This is a genomic window from Intrasporangium sp. (genome assembly GCF_051961875.1).
Classification (GTDB): Bacteria; Actinomycetota; Actinomycetes; order Actinomycetales; family Dermatophilaceae; genus Intrasporangium_A.
This window is the reverse complement of the sequence record NZ_JBQCCV010000129.1, coordinates 1-14,620: the sequence shown is the minus strand read 5'-3', so window position 1 is coordinate 14,620 and position 14,620 is coordinate 1. Positions and strand designations below refer to the sequence as shown.

The following is a 14,620-nucleotide window of genomic DNA, read 5'->3' as shown; positions in this document are numbered from 1 at the left end:
TGCTCGCCTTCGGTGGTGGGACGGTGTATCTGTTGCCGGCCGGCACCTGGCTCAGCCGCGAGGTCGCGCACTACGACTGGAGCTTGGACGTCCTCCCCGTGAAGAGCGGCAGCTATCGCCTCACGTGGGACGACGAGCACGCCGATCTCAGGATCGACGGGTCGGGTCAGGACGTCTATATGGATGAAGTGCTCGAACGCTGCTGACTCACCGTCCCTCGTGAGGACTGGCGCCACAGCCTCAGGCCGGAGCGAGGAGGGTGACGCCGGCCAGGGCGGTCGCGGCCACGACGATGGTCGACAGCGCGGCCAGGACCAGGGGTCGGACGCCTCCGCGGCGCAGGGCCGCCACCCGCACCCCGCAGCCGAGCGCGAACATCGCCATCGTCAGCGCCACCGTCTGGACGGTGTGGACGCCGTCGACGACGCCCGTCGGCACGACGCCGGCCGACCGCACCACGGCGAGCGCAAGGAAGGACACGACGAAGAGCGGCACGATCGGTGGCCGCGACGACCGCGCGCTAGCCATCGTGATGTCGGTACGCCGCCTCATCCACAGCGAAATCACCGCGAGGACCGGTGCGAGCAGCATGATGCGCCCGAGCTTGACGAGGACCGCGACGGTGAGGGCCGCCCCGCCGACTGCGCCGCCGGCCGCGACGACCTGGGCGACCTCGTGGATCGACCCGCCCGCCCAGAGCCCGATCTCGTGGTCCTCCATTCCGAACAGGTGCCCGGCAAGGGGGACCAGCGGGATCATCAACGTGCCGAACAGGACCACGAGCCCGACCGCGCTCGCCGCCTCGGACTCGTCCGCGTCGATGACCCCGTCGGCGGCCGCGACGGCGGCAGCCCCGCAGATCGAGAACCCGCACGCGATGAGCAGCCGCTGGGTCAGGCCGATCCCCAGCCACCGGCCCATGATCATGGTCGCGCCGATGCCGACCACGACGACGCAGACGATGACGGCCACCATCCCCGCGCCGAGCCCGAGAATGTCCCCGACGACGAGCTGGAGGCCGAGGAGAGCGACGCCGATGCGGAGGATCCGCTTGCCCACCAAGGCGATTCCCGGTGCGGCGGCCTCAGGCAGCGCGCCGACATTGGCGACGATCGCCCCGAGGACGATCGCCACGAGCATCGAGCTCAGCCCGGTCAGCCGGGTCGCGAGGAGGGCGGCCACGGTACCGGCGGACGCGACGAGGATGCCCGGGGTCAGCCGGGTGAGAGTGCTCCGGGTGGCTTCGACGGTGGTGGACACGTCGACCACCTTTTCGTCGCCAGGCGCGGCGCGCTAGACGCCGATCCGGCATGGACCCATATCGAAGCGATATGGGCTAGTGGGGCCTTGCGATGCCGGACACCCGCAGCACCGTGCCGACCATCGTCGTGGTCGCAATGTCCGGCTCCAGGCGACCCCGGACCGTCACGCGCGCGTCAGGGTCGGGCTCGACGGCCCACCCGGGAGGCATGAGCAGCTCGTACGTCGTGCCGTCGTCGCCGTCCAGGACGAGGGCGCCGCCCTCGATCTCGAGGCGCCGCAGTATGCCGCTCACCTCGCTCTCCGGGGCCGGCGCAGTCCCACTGCGGGCGGCGAGGTGGCGGAGGCGCTCGAACTCCGAACGCAGATCAGGGAGGTCCCGGCCGGGCCGGGGACCTCCCTGATCCTTGTTGCGTGGCGTCATCCAGCTACGGTACGTCCACCCTCACGACGGTGGGGGCGGGCAGGCCGGTCGAGCCGCCGTAGGCGACCGAGCCGAGCCACTTGCCAGGCTCGAGCGACGAGACGTCGAGCTTGATCGTGCCCTTCTGGCCCGTCGTCGCCGTCGTCGGAGCCGTGACCGCCATGTTGCCGGCGTTGGAGCCGTCGAGCAGCCAGCTGTGGAGCGTGAACGGCGTCGGCGTCGACCCGCTCACGACCCCCCACCCGTGGACGAACATGTAGTACTGGCCAGCGGGCGGGTTGACGAGATTGATCTCCTCGTTCGAGCCGCTGTTGCCGCTCGACGCCACGAGGGAGACACCGCCGTTGACCACACGACCCAGGTAGAGGTCGAGGTCGTCACCGGGGTTACCGGCACCGAAGAGCGACCAGCGGGCATAGGTCGTGCCCGGCTTGACCGTGAACGGGATGACGGCGACCGACTCGTCGGGGGCGCTGTTGAAGTCGTCCGTCGGGTCATCGGCAACCTGGCCGGCCGTCTCGGTCGACTTGATGAGCCCGCGCGCCGTGGCGGTGAAGCTGCCCGAGTAACCGAACGTGACGTCGAAGCTGCTCGAGCCGTTCGCCTTCGCGGTGACGTCAGCCGGTGCCGCCAGGGCGACGGCGCGCACGACCATGGGCGAGCGAACGGTCGTGTCACCGCTCGTCCAGGTGAGCCAGCCACCCGTGTACGTCTGGAGCGCAGCCGTGGTCCGGGTGATCGTGACGTCGAAGCTCTTCGACTCGCCGGCCTTGAGGGTGATCGAGGCGGGCGACACCGTGACGGTGTAACCGGGCAGTTCCGTTTGCGCCGTGAACGTCGCGGTCTTGCCGCTGACGTTCGTCACCGTGCGCTTCACGGTCTGCGAGCCGGCGAGGTCGCCGATCGCGATCGACGGGACGTTCATGTCGCTCGCGTCGGTGCTGTAACCGGCCTTGGTCAGGGCGTCACAGGAGGCCTGGCCGACCGCCTTGGTGGAGCCGCAGAGGAAGGCAAGCCAGTCGTTCCAGTTGCTGTCGTAGACCAGGCCGGGGTTGACGGCCTTGTTCGGGTCCACGTGACCGGCGCCCTGGCTGAACAGCTTCGAGGCCAGCGAGCCGCTGTCCTTCACGTCATAGGCCGTCGTCATGAGCGCACTCTTGATCGCCATCGGCGACCAGTCCGGGTGACGGTCCTTGAAGAGGGCCGCGATGCCGGCGATGTGCGGGCTCGACATCGAGGTGCCGCTGTAGAGGTTGAACCCGTCACCGTTGTTCGAGGCCGGGGAGACCGCCGCGAGGACGTCCTGACCGGGCGCGATGATGTCCGGCTTGAGGATGTCGCCGCCACCGGCGCGGAGCGGTCCGCGCGAGGAGAAGTCCGCCGTGAACGGTGCGGGCGCATCCGTCGAGAGGGCGAACTTGTCGATCGTCGCCGTCGCGCCCGTCGTCTTGGCGTAGGCGTGCAGGTCGGCGCTGGCCGCGATGGGCAGGTGGACCGAGGGCACCGCGTGGAAGTCGGCGTTGAGACCGTCCGAGCCGCCCGGAATGTTGACGAGCACCATGCCGAGGCCGCCGGCCTCCTTGACCGCGAGGCTCTTGTTCACGCGGGCGTTGTCGCCGCGGTCACAGAGGACGATCTTGTCCTTGACCTTGGCCGGGTCGAGGGCCAGACCGCCGTCGTCGCTCGAGTAGCAGAACTGCGCCTTCTTCGGGTCGACCCCTGCAGCCGCGACGTCGCCGGCGTAGACGAACGGACCGCTGACCTGGTGGTCAGCGAGGGACGGGCCGGTGTATGTCTTGCCGCTGCCGAGGTGCACCGTCGAGGTCGTAGCGCGGTTGTGGGTGCCCGCCGCGACCGTCGTGATCCACGGCGACGGGTGCGCGACGGTAGAAGCCGTCGGCCCGCTGTTACCGGCCGAGGCCGCGACGAAGACGCCGGCGTCGGCTGCGAAGAGGAAGGCGATCTCCGCCGGGTCGGCGAAGTTCGTCTGGGAGCCGCTGATCGAGTAGTTGATGACGTCGACGCCGTCCGCGACCGCTGCGTCGATGGCTGCGACGAGGTCACTCGTCGTGCCGCCGGCCGTGCTGCCGTCCTCGGTCGACCAGAGCGCCTTGTAGGCGGCGATCCGGGCGCGGGGCGCCATACCGCTGATGCCGTTCGGTGCGAGGACCGAGGTCTGGCCGCTCACCGGCGTCGCGTAGTTGCCGCCCGAGGTGCTGGCGGTGTGCGTGCCGTGGCCGTTGTAGTCGCGGGCGGAGTTGAACTCCCACGGCTTGTCACGGTCGATGGCGGCGTTGCCGCCCTGGCCCGCGTTGAAGTAGCGGGCCGCGATGAGCTTCTGGTTGCGGTTCTTGCCGGTCCAGCGCTCACCGACCTGGCACTTGGCGTTCCAGCCCGGGATCTGCTGGTAGGCGAGCTTGGCGCCCGGGGTGTTGCTCGGCTTGCCCGACGCGTCCACCCGGTCCGAGAACGAGAGCGACTCGGGCCAGATGCCCGAGTCGATGATGCCGATGACCACGTCCTCGCCGGCGCCCTTCGTGCCGCCGAGCTGGTCCCAGATCCCGCCCGGCTTGTCGAGCCCGAGGAAGCCCGGGGTCGTCGACGTGTCGACGGTGTAGGTCTGCTGCTTCGAGACCGCGAGGACACCCGGCTGCTTCGCGAGGGCCGCCGCCTGGTCACCCTTGAGGTTCGCCGCGAAGCCGTTGTAGGTGTAGGCGTAGTCGTAGAGGTCGTTCGAGGCGCCGACCTTCTTCAGGGCGCCAAGGTGCTTGCCCTTGAGGTGGTCCACGTAGCGGGACACGTCCTGCGAGGCAGGGTCGATCTTCTTGCCCTTGCCGGGCTTGGTGGCTGCGAAGCCCTGGACCCGCCCGTCGTAGGCGACGACGGGGAGGTCGGCCATCTGGACGACATATACGCCGTCCGTGTACTGCGATTCGAGCTTCGGGCCGGCTGCGTGTGCCGACGCGGTCCCGAACGCAGTAGCTGCGAGCGGCAACGCGGTCAGCGCGCCGAGCATCCTGCGGTTCATGAGTCTCCTGTCACGTGGATCTGCGCTCCCCCGAGCACAGGCGTGAAGAGACTCCCGCCGCCCCACACCTGCCGGGGAACCGTAACCCCGGTCAGACCCCCTGAACAGACGGCTTTAACAAGTCTTTACCTCGAGTAGGAAAAGGTTTGGTGTGGCGCGTGGGACGAAGTGCTCATTCGACGTGTAAAAGGCCAAGGGGAGTCCGCGATCGGCTCGAGGAAGTGCACTCTCGATCGGTCAGGCGCCGGCGTGGGCGAGGGCGTGGCGCAGCGTCAGGTCGAGCAGCGCGACGGCCCGCGCCTTGTCGAGCGGCTCGTTGCCGTTGCCACACTTGGGGGACTGGATGCACGAAGGGCAGCCCGCCTCGCACTCGCACGACGCGATCGCGTCCCTCGTCGCGCCCAGCCACTCCAGAGCCCGGCGGTAGCCGCGCTCGGCGAACCCGGCCCCGCCCGGGTGCCCGTCATACACGAGGATCGTCGGCAGGCCGGTGTCCGGGTGCAGGTCCGTCGAGACCCCGCCGATGTCCCACCGGTCGGCCGTGGCAAAGAGCGGCAGCATCCCGATCGAGGCGTGCTCGGCCGCATGCGCAGCTCCGGGGATCGACACCTCGTCGATGCCGACCGACTCGAGCTCGTCCACCGGCAGGGTCCACCAGATCCCCTTGGTGTCGAGCGTCCTCGCGGGTAGGTCCAAGGGGTGCTCGCCGAGCACCTCACCGCTCGGCAGCCGGCGCAGGAACGACGTGACCTGCGTGCGGACCCGCACCCGCCCGAAGGAGCACCGCAGCGGCCCCCAGTCCCGATGCTCCAGCTCCCCGACGATCTCGAAGTCGCTGACGGACCGCGCGTGGGTGGTCCACCCCGGGTCACCGCGCACCGCGAAGGCCGCGGAGTCCGCGAGGTCGAGCTCCGTGATGACCCACGTCTGCCCTTGGTGGAGGTGGACGGCGCCGGTGTGGACCTGCGCGTGCGACGAGGCCTCGTCGACGGTCCCGACGACCCGGCCGGTGCGACTCTCGATGATCCGGACCGGCTCGCCGGCGCCGCGGAGCGACAGGTGGTCGGTCGGCCGGTCGTGCCGGGCCCAGAACCAGCCGCGTGGCCGCCGCTTCAGCACGCCGCCGGCGACGAGGCGGTCGAGCAGCGGCCGCATCCCCGGCCCGAAGTAGGCCTCGTCCTCGACGGTCAGCGGCAGCTCGGCCGCCGCCGCGGCGAGGTGTGGCCCGAGCACGTGCGGGTTGTCCGGGTCGACCACGGTCGCCTCCACGCCCCTGCCGAAGATCGCCTCGGGGTGGTGGACGACGAACGTGTCGAGCGGGTCGTCGTCGGCGACGAACAGCGCGAGGCTGCGCTCGCCGGTCCGCCCGGCTCGCCCGGCCTGCTGCCACAGTGAGGCGAGCGTCCCCGGCCACCCGGCGAGCAGCACCGCGTCGAGACCGCTCACGTCGACGCCGAGCTCGAGCGCGTTCGTCGCCGCCAGCCCGACAAGCTCCCTCGTGCGCAGCGAGCTCTCGAGCTCGCGACGCTCCTCGGGGAGATAACCGCCCCGGTATGCCGCGATCCGGGCTTCCAGCGAACCGCTCGCTCGCTCTCGGGCGATTCGTGCGACGACCTCGACCCCGGCCCGGGACCGCGCGAAGGCGACGGTCTGGACGTCAGCCTCCGCGCACCGGGCGAGGAGCGAGCCGGTCTCGGTCAGCGTGCTGATCCTCTTGGGCTCGCCGTCCTCCCCCTGGACGATCGGCGGCTCCCAGAGCGCGAACGTCATCGCCCCGCGCGGGGAGCCGTCCTCGGTGACCGCGGTGAGCGGCATACCGAGGAGCCGGGAGGCGTGCTCCTCGGGGTCGGCCACGGTGGCGGACGCGAAGACGAAGGTCGGCTCCGCGCGGTAGCGCGCGGCCACCCGGCGCAACCGGCGGAGGACGGCGGCGAGGTGGGCGCCGAACACGCCGCGGTAGACGTGGCACTCGTCGATGACGACGTAGCGCAGCGCCCGGAGGAAGGACGCCCACCGCTCGTGGCCGGGCAGGAGGCCGTGGTGGACGAGGTCGGGGTTGGTCAGCACCAGGTTGGCGTGGTCGCGGATCCAGCGGCGCTCGTCGGTGGGCGTGTCACCGTCGTAGGTCGCGGCGCGGACTCCGGGCAGGGCGAGCGCATCGATCCGGGCGAGCTGGTCGGCGGCGAGGGCCTTGGTCGGGGAGAGGTAGAGGGCGGTCGCGCCGCGGCCGTTCGGTGCGGCGGTGCCGGCGATCAGGTCGCTGAGGAGCGGCAGGTGGTAGCCGAGCGACTTCCCCGAGGCGGTGCCGGTCGAGACCACGACGTGCCCGCCCGCGTGCGCCGCCTCGGCGACCGCGACCTGGTGCGACCAGGGCCGCTCGATGCCCTGTCCGAGGAGCGCGGCGAGCAGCGCAGGGTCGGTCCACTCCGGCCAGTCGGCGTGTCGGGCCTGCCGGGCCGGGACCTCGTGGACGTGGAGCAACCGCCCTGGTTCGTCGCCCGCGAGCAGGGTGAGCAGCGCGGACGGATCGACCCGCCTGCGCAGCGCGGTGCTCCCGGGGTGTCGGACCTGTGCGTTCATCTGGAGCAACGGTATGTCGGCGGGGTACGGTTGCGGACGGGTGGGTGCCAAGGGGGCGCCCGCTCCGTGCTCTGGGGCCCCAGACCGCCAGAGCCGCGACGACAGGGAAGGACAGACGGTGGACCTCTCGATCAACCGCGCCGACCAGGGCGACCGCACGGTCGTGAGCCTCGGCGGCGAGATCGACGTCTACACCGCGCCCTTCGTGCGGGAGCGGCTCGACGAGGCGGTCCACGAGGGCCGGACCAACCTCATCGTCGACCTGACCGGCGTGCGCTTCCTCGACTCGACGGGTCTCGGCGTCCTCGTCGGACGCCTCAAGCTGACCCGCAGCCTCGGCGGGTCGCTCCGGCTCGTCGGCACCGACGAGCGGGTCCTCAAGGTCTTCGCGATCACCGGCCTCGACAAGGTCTTCGAGATCCACCCCACCCTGGACGAGGCGCTCGCGGCGGCCGAGGCCGACGTGGCCGGGACCGGCACGACGGGGACCGAGGAGGGACGTGGCGGCGCCGGACAGGCCGGCGCCGGGCGGGCGCAGGCGGCCGCAGGTCCGGGCCGCTCGGGCGACAGCGGCGCGTGAGCCCTCCTCCCGTCACCCAAGCGACGCTCATCCGGCGCCTTCGCGCTGACCTGCAGACAGCCGGACTCACCGTCGACCGTGTCGCCGAGCGGCTCGGCCCCCTCGCCTCCGCCGCCCTGCACCGGGAGCAGCTGCTCCCCGCGCTCGTCGTCACCGACGACGCGACCGACGTCAGCGGCATACTCCTTCGGCTGTTCACGCTCGGGCGCCCGGTGGCCGCGTCGGCACTCGCCCGCGCGCTGCCGACCCTCGGCGTCGCAGGCGCCGTCGAGCTCGGCCTCGTCCGGGTGCTGCACGCCGGACGCGAGCAGGAGGAGATCGTCGAGGCATGCTGCGACCTGCGGCCCTACGCCGACGACGCGCATGACTGGTGGGTCGCCTCGGACCTCGGCGGGGCCGCGACGCGCGAGCCCCTGCCCCCGGACCACGTGCTCGGCATCGGTGGCGCGTCGACGACCCTGGCGTCGTGGACGATCCGTCGCCCCGTCCGGCGTGCCCTCGACCTCGGTACCGGCTGCGGGGTGCAGGCGCTGCACCTGGCCGGCCACTGCGAGTCGATCGTTGCGACGGACGTCTCCGAGCGGGCGCTCGCGTTCGCTTCGTTCAACGCCGAGCTGGACGGCCTGGCGCTGGACCTGCGGCAGGGCGACCTGCTCGACCCTGTCGAAGGCGAGCGCTTCGACCTCGTCGTCAGCAACCCGCCGTTCGTCATCACCCCGCGCGACGGCGACGTGCCGCTCTACGAGTACCGCGATGCCGGACGGGCCGGGGACAGCCTCGTGCGGACCCTCGTACGGACCGTGGGCTCGGTGCTCGAGCCCGGTGGGGTCGCGCAGTTCCTCGGCAACTGGGAGGTGCCCGTCGGGCAGACGTGGCGCGACGTATGGACGGGCTGGTTGGACGGGGCCGGCCTCGACGCGTGGGTCGTGCAGCGGGAGGTCCAGGACCCTGGGGAGTACGCAGAGCTGTGGGCCCGCGACGGCGGGACCATCCCGGGAACGCCCGCCCACGACCGGATGTATGCCGCCTGGCTGCGTGACTTCGCCTCGCGCGGTGTCGAGTCGGTGGGCTTCGGCGTGGTGACGCTGCAACGACCCGCCGTCGAGCGTGAGCCGTGGGTGTCGCTGGACGAGGTGATGCGGCCGGTGGCCACGCCGATGGGTGCGACGATCGACGCCGGCCTGCGTGCCCGCACGTGGCTGGCGGAGCACTCCGACGACGAGCTGCTCTCGGTGCCGTGGGCGTGCGCGCAGGACGTGACCGAAGAGCGGCACGGCCGCCCGGGCGACGAGGACCCCTCAGTCATCCTGGTCCGGCAGGGCGGCGGGCTCGGGCGCGTGGTGCGCGCCGGGACGCTGCTGGCCGGCTACCTCGGCGTCGCGGACGGCTCGCTGCCGGCCGGGGTGGCGCTGGAAGCGCTCGCGTCCGTCCTCGACGTCCCGGCGGCGGACGCTCGGGCCGAGGTGCTCCCGCAGCTCCGTGACCTGGTCGCCGACGGCCTGCTCGTCTGACCCGAAAGCGAGTGAGTGAGGGCTCACTCGCAGCGGGCGAAAGGGCCTGTGACGTGCACGGTTGTGAGTGAGTGCTCACTCATTCATGCTGGAGGGCGTGACAGTGAAGCAGGGACGGGCGGCGCCGATGCCGCCCGACGAGCGCCGAGAGGCCCTCGTCGACGTCTACGTCCGGCTCGCCCGACGTCACGCGCGGCGGCCGACGACGAGTGAGATCGCCCGCGAGGCGGGGGTCGCGGAGGGCACGATCTATCGGGCCTTCGGGACGAAGGACGAGCTGGAGACCGAGGCGGTGGAGGCGGCCTTCTGTCCCGGGCCGGTGCGCCGCCAGATCGCGGCGATCTCGCTCGAGCTGACTCCCCGGGAGCGGCTCGTCGAGTTCACCCGGATCATGCAGCAGCGGTTCACGGACGTGTTCGGGCTCATGGCCGCCCTCGGGCTGACCCAGCCGCCGCAGCGGAACGGGCACGACGAGTGCTTCGTCGCGGGCCGGCACCAGACGGGGGCCTCCGGCTCGTGCACGGTCCGACCGATCCACCAGCCCCTGCTCGACTCGATCCACGACCTCATCGAGGAGATGCGTGACGAGCTGACCATCGAGCCGCATGACGTCATCCACCGGCTGCGGCTGCTCACGTTCTCCGGGAGCCACCCGGGGATCGCGGACGGCCGCCTGCTGTCCGCCGAGGAGATCGTCTCGACGGTGCTCGACGGTGTCCTTGCCCGGACCGCTGTCGGTGGTGCCCGGCAGGCTGGGTCCTCTCCCCGCACCGGCCGAAATCCGGTTGACCCTCACGTAGGGGCAGCCCCTAGCGTCGCCGAAGAGACGACGTCCACTCCACTCCGAAAGGCTCGCTGATGCTGCTGCGTCTCCTGCGCGGTCACCTGCGCCCCTACAAGGGCGAGATCACGCTCATCGTGATCCTCCAGCTCGTGGCCACGATGGCGTCCCTCTACCTGCCCAGCCTCAACGGCGAGATCATCGACAAGGGCGTCACCCAGGGGGACACCGGCTTCATCCTCAGCCACGGCGGGCTCATGCTCGCCGTCAGCTGCGTGCAGATCCTCGGCTCCGCCGGCGCCACGTTCCTCGCGGCCCGCACCGCGATGGGCTTCGGCCGGGACGTCCGGTCGTCGGTCTTCCACACCGTCGGGGAGTTCTCCGCGCAGGAGGTCTCGAAGTTCGGCCCGCCGACCCTCATCTCCCGCAACACCAACGACGTCACCCAGGTCCAGATGGTCCTGTTCATGGCGTTCGCGATGCTCGTCTCGGCGCCCATCATGATGGTCGGCGGTGTCTTCATGGCCCTGCGCGAGGACGTCGGCCTCTCGTGGCTCGTCGCTGTCGCGGTGCCGCTGCTCGGCGTGGTCGTCGGCCTGATCATCTCCCGCATGGTGCCGCAGTTCCAGCGGATGCAGACCTCCCTCGACGGGGTCAACCGGATCATGCGCGAGCAGATCACCGGTATCCGCGTCGTGCGCGCCTTCGTCCGCGAGGACCACGAGGAGAACCGTTTCGCCGGGGCGAACGGCGACCTGACATCCGCCGCCCTGCACGTCGGGCGCCTCATGGCGCTGATCTTCCCGATCGTCATGTTCATCTTCAACGCCTCGAGCGTCGCCGTCATGTGGTTCGGCGGGCACCGGATCGCCAGCGGTGACATGGAGATCGGCCAGCTCATCGCGTTCCTGTCCTACCTCATCCAGATCCTCATGTCCGTCATGATGGCGACCTTCATGTCCACGATGATCCCGAGGGCATCGGTCTCCGCAGGCCGCATCCACGAGGTGCTCGGCACCCGCTCGACGGTCACCGAGGCCGCCGAGCCGGTCGACATCCCGGAGGGGCCGGCCACGGTCGAGTTCGACGGCGTCGACTTCCACTACCCGGGCGCGGAGCTGTCCGTCCTGCACGAGATCTCGTTCGCCGCCCTGCCCGGCCGGACGACGGCGATCATCGGCTCGACCGGGTCGGGCAAGACGACCCTGCTCGGGCTGATCCCGCGCCTGTTCGACGCCTCCGCGGGTGCGGTGCGGATCAACGGCGTCGACGTGCGCGACGCCTCGCTCGAGGATGTCTGGTCGCACATCGGGCTCATCCCCCAGAAGCCGTACCTCTTCACCGGCACGGTCGCCTCGAACCTGCGCTACGGCAACCCCGACGCCAGTGACGAGGAGCTGTGGGAGGCGCTCCGGATCGCCCAGGCCGAGGACTTCGTCAGCCAGATGGAGGGCGGCCTCGAGGCGCAGATCGCCCAGGGCGGCACGAACGTCTCGGGCGGCCAGCGGCAACGGCTCGCCATCGCTCGGGCGATCGTGAAGCGGCCCGAGGTCTACCTCTTCGACGACTCGTTCTCCGCCCTCGACCTCGCCACCGACGCGAGGCTGCGCTCGGCGCTCCGGCCCCGCACGGCGAACGCAACCGTCATCATCGTCGCCCAGCGCGTCTCCACCATCGTGGACGCTGAGCACATCATCGTCCTCGACGACGGCCGCATCGTCGGCCAGGGCACCCATATGGAGCTCCTCGCCACGTGCGAGACCTACCAAGAGATCGTCGAGTCCCAGCAAGGCGCGGAGGAGGCAGCCTGATGGCCGAGGGTGTCAAGACCGCAGAGGAGAAGGCGGCCGAGGCCCGGCGCGGACCGGCGCGTCGCGGCGGCCCGCCGCACATGGCCATGGGCCAGCCGGCCGAGAAGGCGATGAACTTCGGCCCGTCGGCCAAGCGGCTCATCGGGCTGCTTCGCCCGCACCGCGCGGCCGTCCTGATCGTCGTCGCGTTGACGGTCGTCAGTGTCGTGCTCTCCGCGATCGGGCCGAAGATCCTGGCCCGGGCCACCGACCTCATCTTCGCCGGCTTCTTCGGGCAGATGCTCGGCCAGAAGGTGCCGCCCGGCACCAGCAAGGAGCAGGTCGTCCAGGCGCTCCGGGCGAGCGGGCAGTCGACGCAGGCCGACATGTTGAACGGCATGGACGTCGTGCCCGGCCGCGGGATCGACTTCACCGCCGTCGGTCACGTCCTGATCCTGGTGATCTCGCTCTACGTCGTCGCGTCCCTGATCATGTGGTTCTCGGGCTGGCTGCTCCAGGGCATCCTCGCGCGGACCATGTACCGGCTGCGCCAGGACGTCGAGGCGAAGATCAACCGGCTGCCACTGCCCTACTTCGACAAGCAGCCGCGCGGCGAGCTCCTCTCCCGCGTCACCAACGACATCGACAACATCTCGATGTCGCTCCAGCAGTCACTGACCCAGCTGCTCAACTCGCTGCTGACGGTCTTCGCCGTGCTCGCCATGATGTTCTGGATCTCGTGGCTCCTCGCGCTCATCGCGCTCGTCACGATCCCCATCTCGGTGATCGTCACGGCGATGATCGCGAAGCGGAGCCAGAAGCTGTTCGTCCAGCAGTGGCGCAACACCGGCGAGCTGAACGGCCTCGTCGAGGAGACCTTCACCGGCCACGGCCTCGTCAAGGTCTACGGCCGGCAGAGGGAGTCGCAGGCGGCCTTCGATGCGAAGAACGAGGAGCTGTTCAAGGCGAGCTTCGGGGCGCAGTTCATCAGCGGTCTGATCATGCCGACGATGATGTTCGTCGGGAACCTCAACTACGTCGTGGTCGCCGTCGTCGGCGGGCTCAAGGTCGCGAGCGGCAGCATCAGCCTCGGTGACGTGCAGGCGTTCATCCAGTACTCGCGCCAGTTCACCCAGCCGGTGACCCAGGTCGCGTCGATGGCGAACGTCCTCCAGTCCGGGGTCGCCTCCGCGGAGCGTGTCTTCGAGGTGCTCGACGCCGAGGAGCAGGAGCCGGAGTCGGTCACCCCGGTCGTCATGGACGACCCGCGCGGTGCGGTCGCGTTCGAGGACGTCCAGTTCTCGTACAGCACCGACAAGCCGCTCATCGAGGACCTCGACCTGTCGGTCAACCCGGGTCAGACGGTCGCGATCGTCGGCCCGACCGGTGCCGGCAAGACGACCCTCGTGAACCTCATCATGCGGTTCTACGAGCTGAACGGCGGCCGGATCACGCTCGACGGGGTCGACATCCGCGACCTGAGCCGGCGCGGCCTGCGCTCGCGGATCGGCATGGTGCTCCAGGACACCTGGCTCTTCGCCGGGACGATCCGCGACAACATCGCCTACGGCCGGCCCGGAGCAACGGACGAGGAGGTCGTCGCCGCCGCGAAGGCGACATATGTCGACCGCTTCGTCCACTCGCTGCCGGACGGTTACGACACGATGCTCGACGACGAGGGCTCGAACATCTCGGCCGGCGAGAAGCAGCTGCTCACGATCGCCCGGGCGTTCCTGTCCGATCCGGCGCTGCTCATCCTCGACGAGGCGACCAGCTCGGTCGACACCCGCACGGAGCTGCTCGTCCAGCAGGCGATGGCCGCGCTGCGCAGCGACCGGACGAGCTTCGTCATCGCGCACCGCCTGTCCACGATCCGCGACGCCGACCTCATCCTCGTGATGGAGCAGGGCCGCATCGTCGAGCAGGGCACGCACCATGAGCTGCTCCAGCGGGACGGCGCCTACGCGCGGTTGTACGCCGCTCAGTTCGCGGGTGCCGCGGCCGACCTCGACGAGCCGGCGGGCTCGCCGACGGCCATCGGTGCCGCCATGGGCGCCGGCGCAGTCCCGGCGATGGCGGGTCGACCGGAACCGGACGGGGTCGCACCCGAGGGGCCGGACGAGGGCTGAGCGCGCGGCGCTGAGCGACTCACGGAGAGGCGGCGAGGCCCGATGGTGGCAACCATCGAGCCTCGCCGTTTGTCGGTGTGTCGGGGTCGGAGAGGGCGACCGACGCCAGCGCAGGGAACCAGACCGGGCGCCGGGCGCCGGGCTGCGGCCGGTCAGCCGACCTGTTCCGTCGGCTCGCCAACAGCCTCCCCCAGGTGTTGCCGACCCAGTCGACCGGATCCCGGACCCCGAGCTCGGTCAGCACCGTGGCGGCCGCGGCGGCGCACTCTTCGTTGCTGTAACCGCGGTCCGAGTTGCCGCTGGCGCAGTGGCCCTGGCCGTGTCCGGGCCCCCTCACGGTGATGACCAGCCGGGTCCCCGCCAGGAGGGGGGGCGAGCCGGTCCCAGGACCGGTCGTCCACGAAGAGGCTGTGCCAGAGGACGGTCGGAGTTCCCTCGCCGGTGACCCGGACGCTGAGTGGTCCGAGGGGCTCAGCCTCCGTCGCGTGGCACAGCAGCTCGGGGTCAGCCACCAAGCGCCATACGTGCACTTCGGGT

Annotated in this window: 10 protein-coding genes; 6 read left to right on the top strand and 4 right to left on the bottom strand. The window is 70.7% G+C overall.

Translation table 11 applies throughout. The features are described 5' to 3' along the window. Positions 1–206, top strand: a 206-nt coding sequence (locus ACTHJJ_RS07905) for a hypothetical protein (RefSeq protein ID WP_440302393.1), incomplete at its 5' end; no start/stop codon positions are given. A 34-nt stretch (positions 207–240) separates the two neighbouring features. Here the strand turns inward: ACTHJJ_RS07905 and ACTHJJ_RS07900 are convergent. The 4 genes from ACTHJJ_RS07900 to ACTHJJ_RS07885 all read right to left on the bottom strand — a co-directional run bounded on the left by ACTHJJ_RS07900 (position 241) and on the right by ACTHJJ_RS07885 (position 7,292). Then, positions 241–1,260 carry a YeiH family protein gene (locus tag ACTHJJ_RS07900; RefSeq protein ID WP_440302392.1) on the bottom strand — a complete coding sequence of 340 codons (1,020 nt, stop codon included), beginning with the start codon at positions 1,258–1,260 and terminating at the stop codon, positions 241–243. A 76-nt stretch (positions 1,261–1,336) separates the two neighbouring features. Continuing rightward, positions 1,337–1,684: a DUF5818 domain-containing protein gene (locus ACTHJJ_RS07895; RefSeq protein WP_440302391.1), complete on the bottom strand. Its 348-nt coding sequence runs from the start codon at positions 1,682–1,684 to the stop codon at positions 1,337–1,339. A 4-nt stretch (positions 1,685–1,688) separates the two neighbouring features. Continuing rightward, complete coding sequence (locus tag ACTHJJ_RS07890; protein ID WP_440302390.1) at positions 1,689–4,712, bottom strand: S8 family serine peptidase; 3,024 nt, start codon at positions 4,710–4,712, stop codon at positions 1,689–1,691. Positions 4,713–4,949: 237 nt separating this feature from the next. Beyond that, positions 4,950–7,292, bottom strand: coding sequence for a DEAD/DEAH box helicase (locus ACTHJJ_RS07885; protein ID WP_440302389.1), 2,343 nt, complete (start codon positions 7,290–7,292; stop codon positions 4,950–4,952). A 118-nt stretch (positions 7,293–7,410) separates the two neighbouring features. On the opposite strand from ACTHJJ_RS07885, the gene ACTHJJ_RS07880 reads away from it, so the two are divergent. The 5 genes from ACTHJJ_RS07880 (at position 7,411) to ACTHJJ_RS07860 (ending at position 14,083) form a co-directional block, all read left to right on the top strand. Beyond that, positions 7,411–7,872 (top strand): STAS domain-containing protein, encoded by a 462-nt coding sequence (locus ACTHJJ_RS07880; RefSeq protein WP_440302388.1) that lies wholly within the window; start codon positions 7,411–7,413, stop codon positions 7,870–7,872. After that, entirely contained in the window at positions 7,869–9,383 is a 1,515-nt protein-coding gene (locus ACTHJJ_RS07875) for a DUF7059 domain-containing protein (protein ID WP_440302387.1), read from the top strand. The genes ACTHJJ_RS07880 and ACTHJJ_RS07875 overlap by 4 nt, the downstream gene beginning before the upstream one ends. A gap of 97 nt (positions 9,384–9,480) precedes the next feature. Continuing rightward, complete coding sequence (locus ACTHJJ_RS07870; protein ID WP_440302386.1) at positions 9,481–10,242, top strand: TetR/AcrR family transcriptional regulator; 762 nt, start codon at positions 9,481–9,483, stop codon at positions 10,240–10,242. After that, positions 10,242–11,975 carry an ABC transporter ATP-binding protein gene (locus tag ACTHJJ_RS07865; RefSeq protein WP_440302385.1) on the top strand — a complete coding sequence of 578 codons (1,734 nt, stop codon included), beginning with the start codon at positions 10,242–10,244 and terminating at the stop codon, positions 11,973–11,975. The genes ACTHJJ_RS07870 and ACTHJJ_RS07865 overlap by 1 nt, the downstream gene beginning before the upstream one ends. Continuing rightward, entirely contained in the window at positions 11,975–14,083 is a 2,109-nt protein-coding gene (locus ACTHJJ_RS07860) for an ABC transporter ATP-binding protein (RefSeq protein WP_440302384.1), read from the top strand. The genes ACTHJJ_RS07865 and ACTHJJ_RS07860 overlap by 1 nt, the downstream gene beginning before the upstream one ends. Positions 14,084–14,620 lie beyond the last annotated feature (537 nt).

Excerpts from the sequence above, each read along its gene's own strand:
- ACTHJJ_RS07860 (WP_440302384.1), top strand. The coding sequence starts at position 11,975 with ATGGCCGAGGGTGTCAAGACCGCAGAGGAGAAGGCGGCCGAGGCCCGG.
- ACTHJJ_RS07885 (WP_440302389.1), bottom strand. The coding sequence starts at position 7,292 with ATGAACGCACAGGTCCGACACCCCGGGAGCACCGCGCTGCGCAGGCGG.
- ACTHJJ_RS07890 (WP_440302390.1), bottom strand. The coding sequence starts at position 4,712 with ATGAACCGCAGGATGCTCGGCGCGCTGACCGCGTTGCCGCTCGCAGCT.
- ACTHJJ_RS07865 (WP_440302385.1), top strand. The coding sequence starts at position 10,242 with ATGCTGCTGCGTCTCCTGCGCGGTCACCTGCGCCCCTACAAGGGCGAG.
- ACTHJJ_RS07895 (WP_440302391.1), bottom strand. The coding sequence starts at position 1,684 with ATGACGCCACGCAACAAGGATCAGGGAGGTCCCCGGCCCGGCCGGGAC.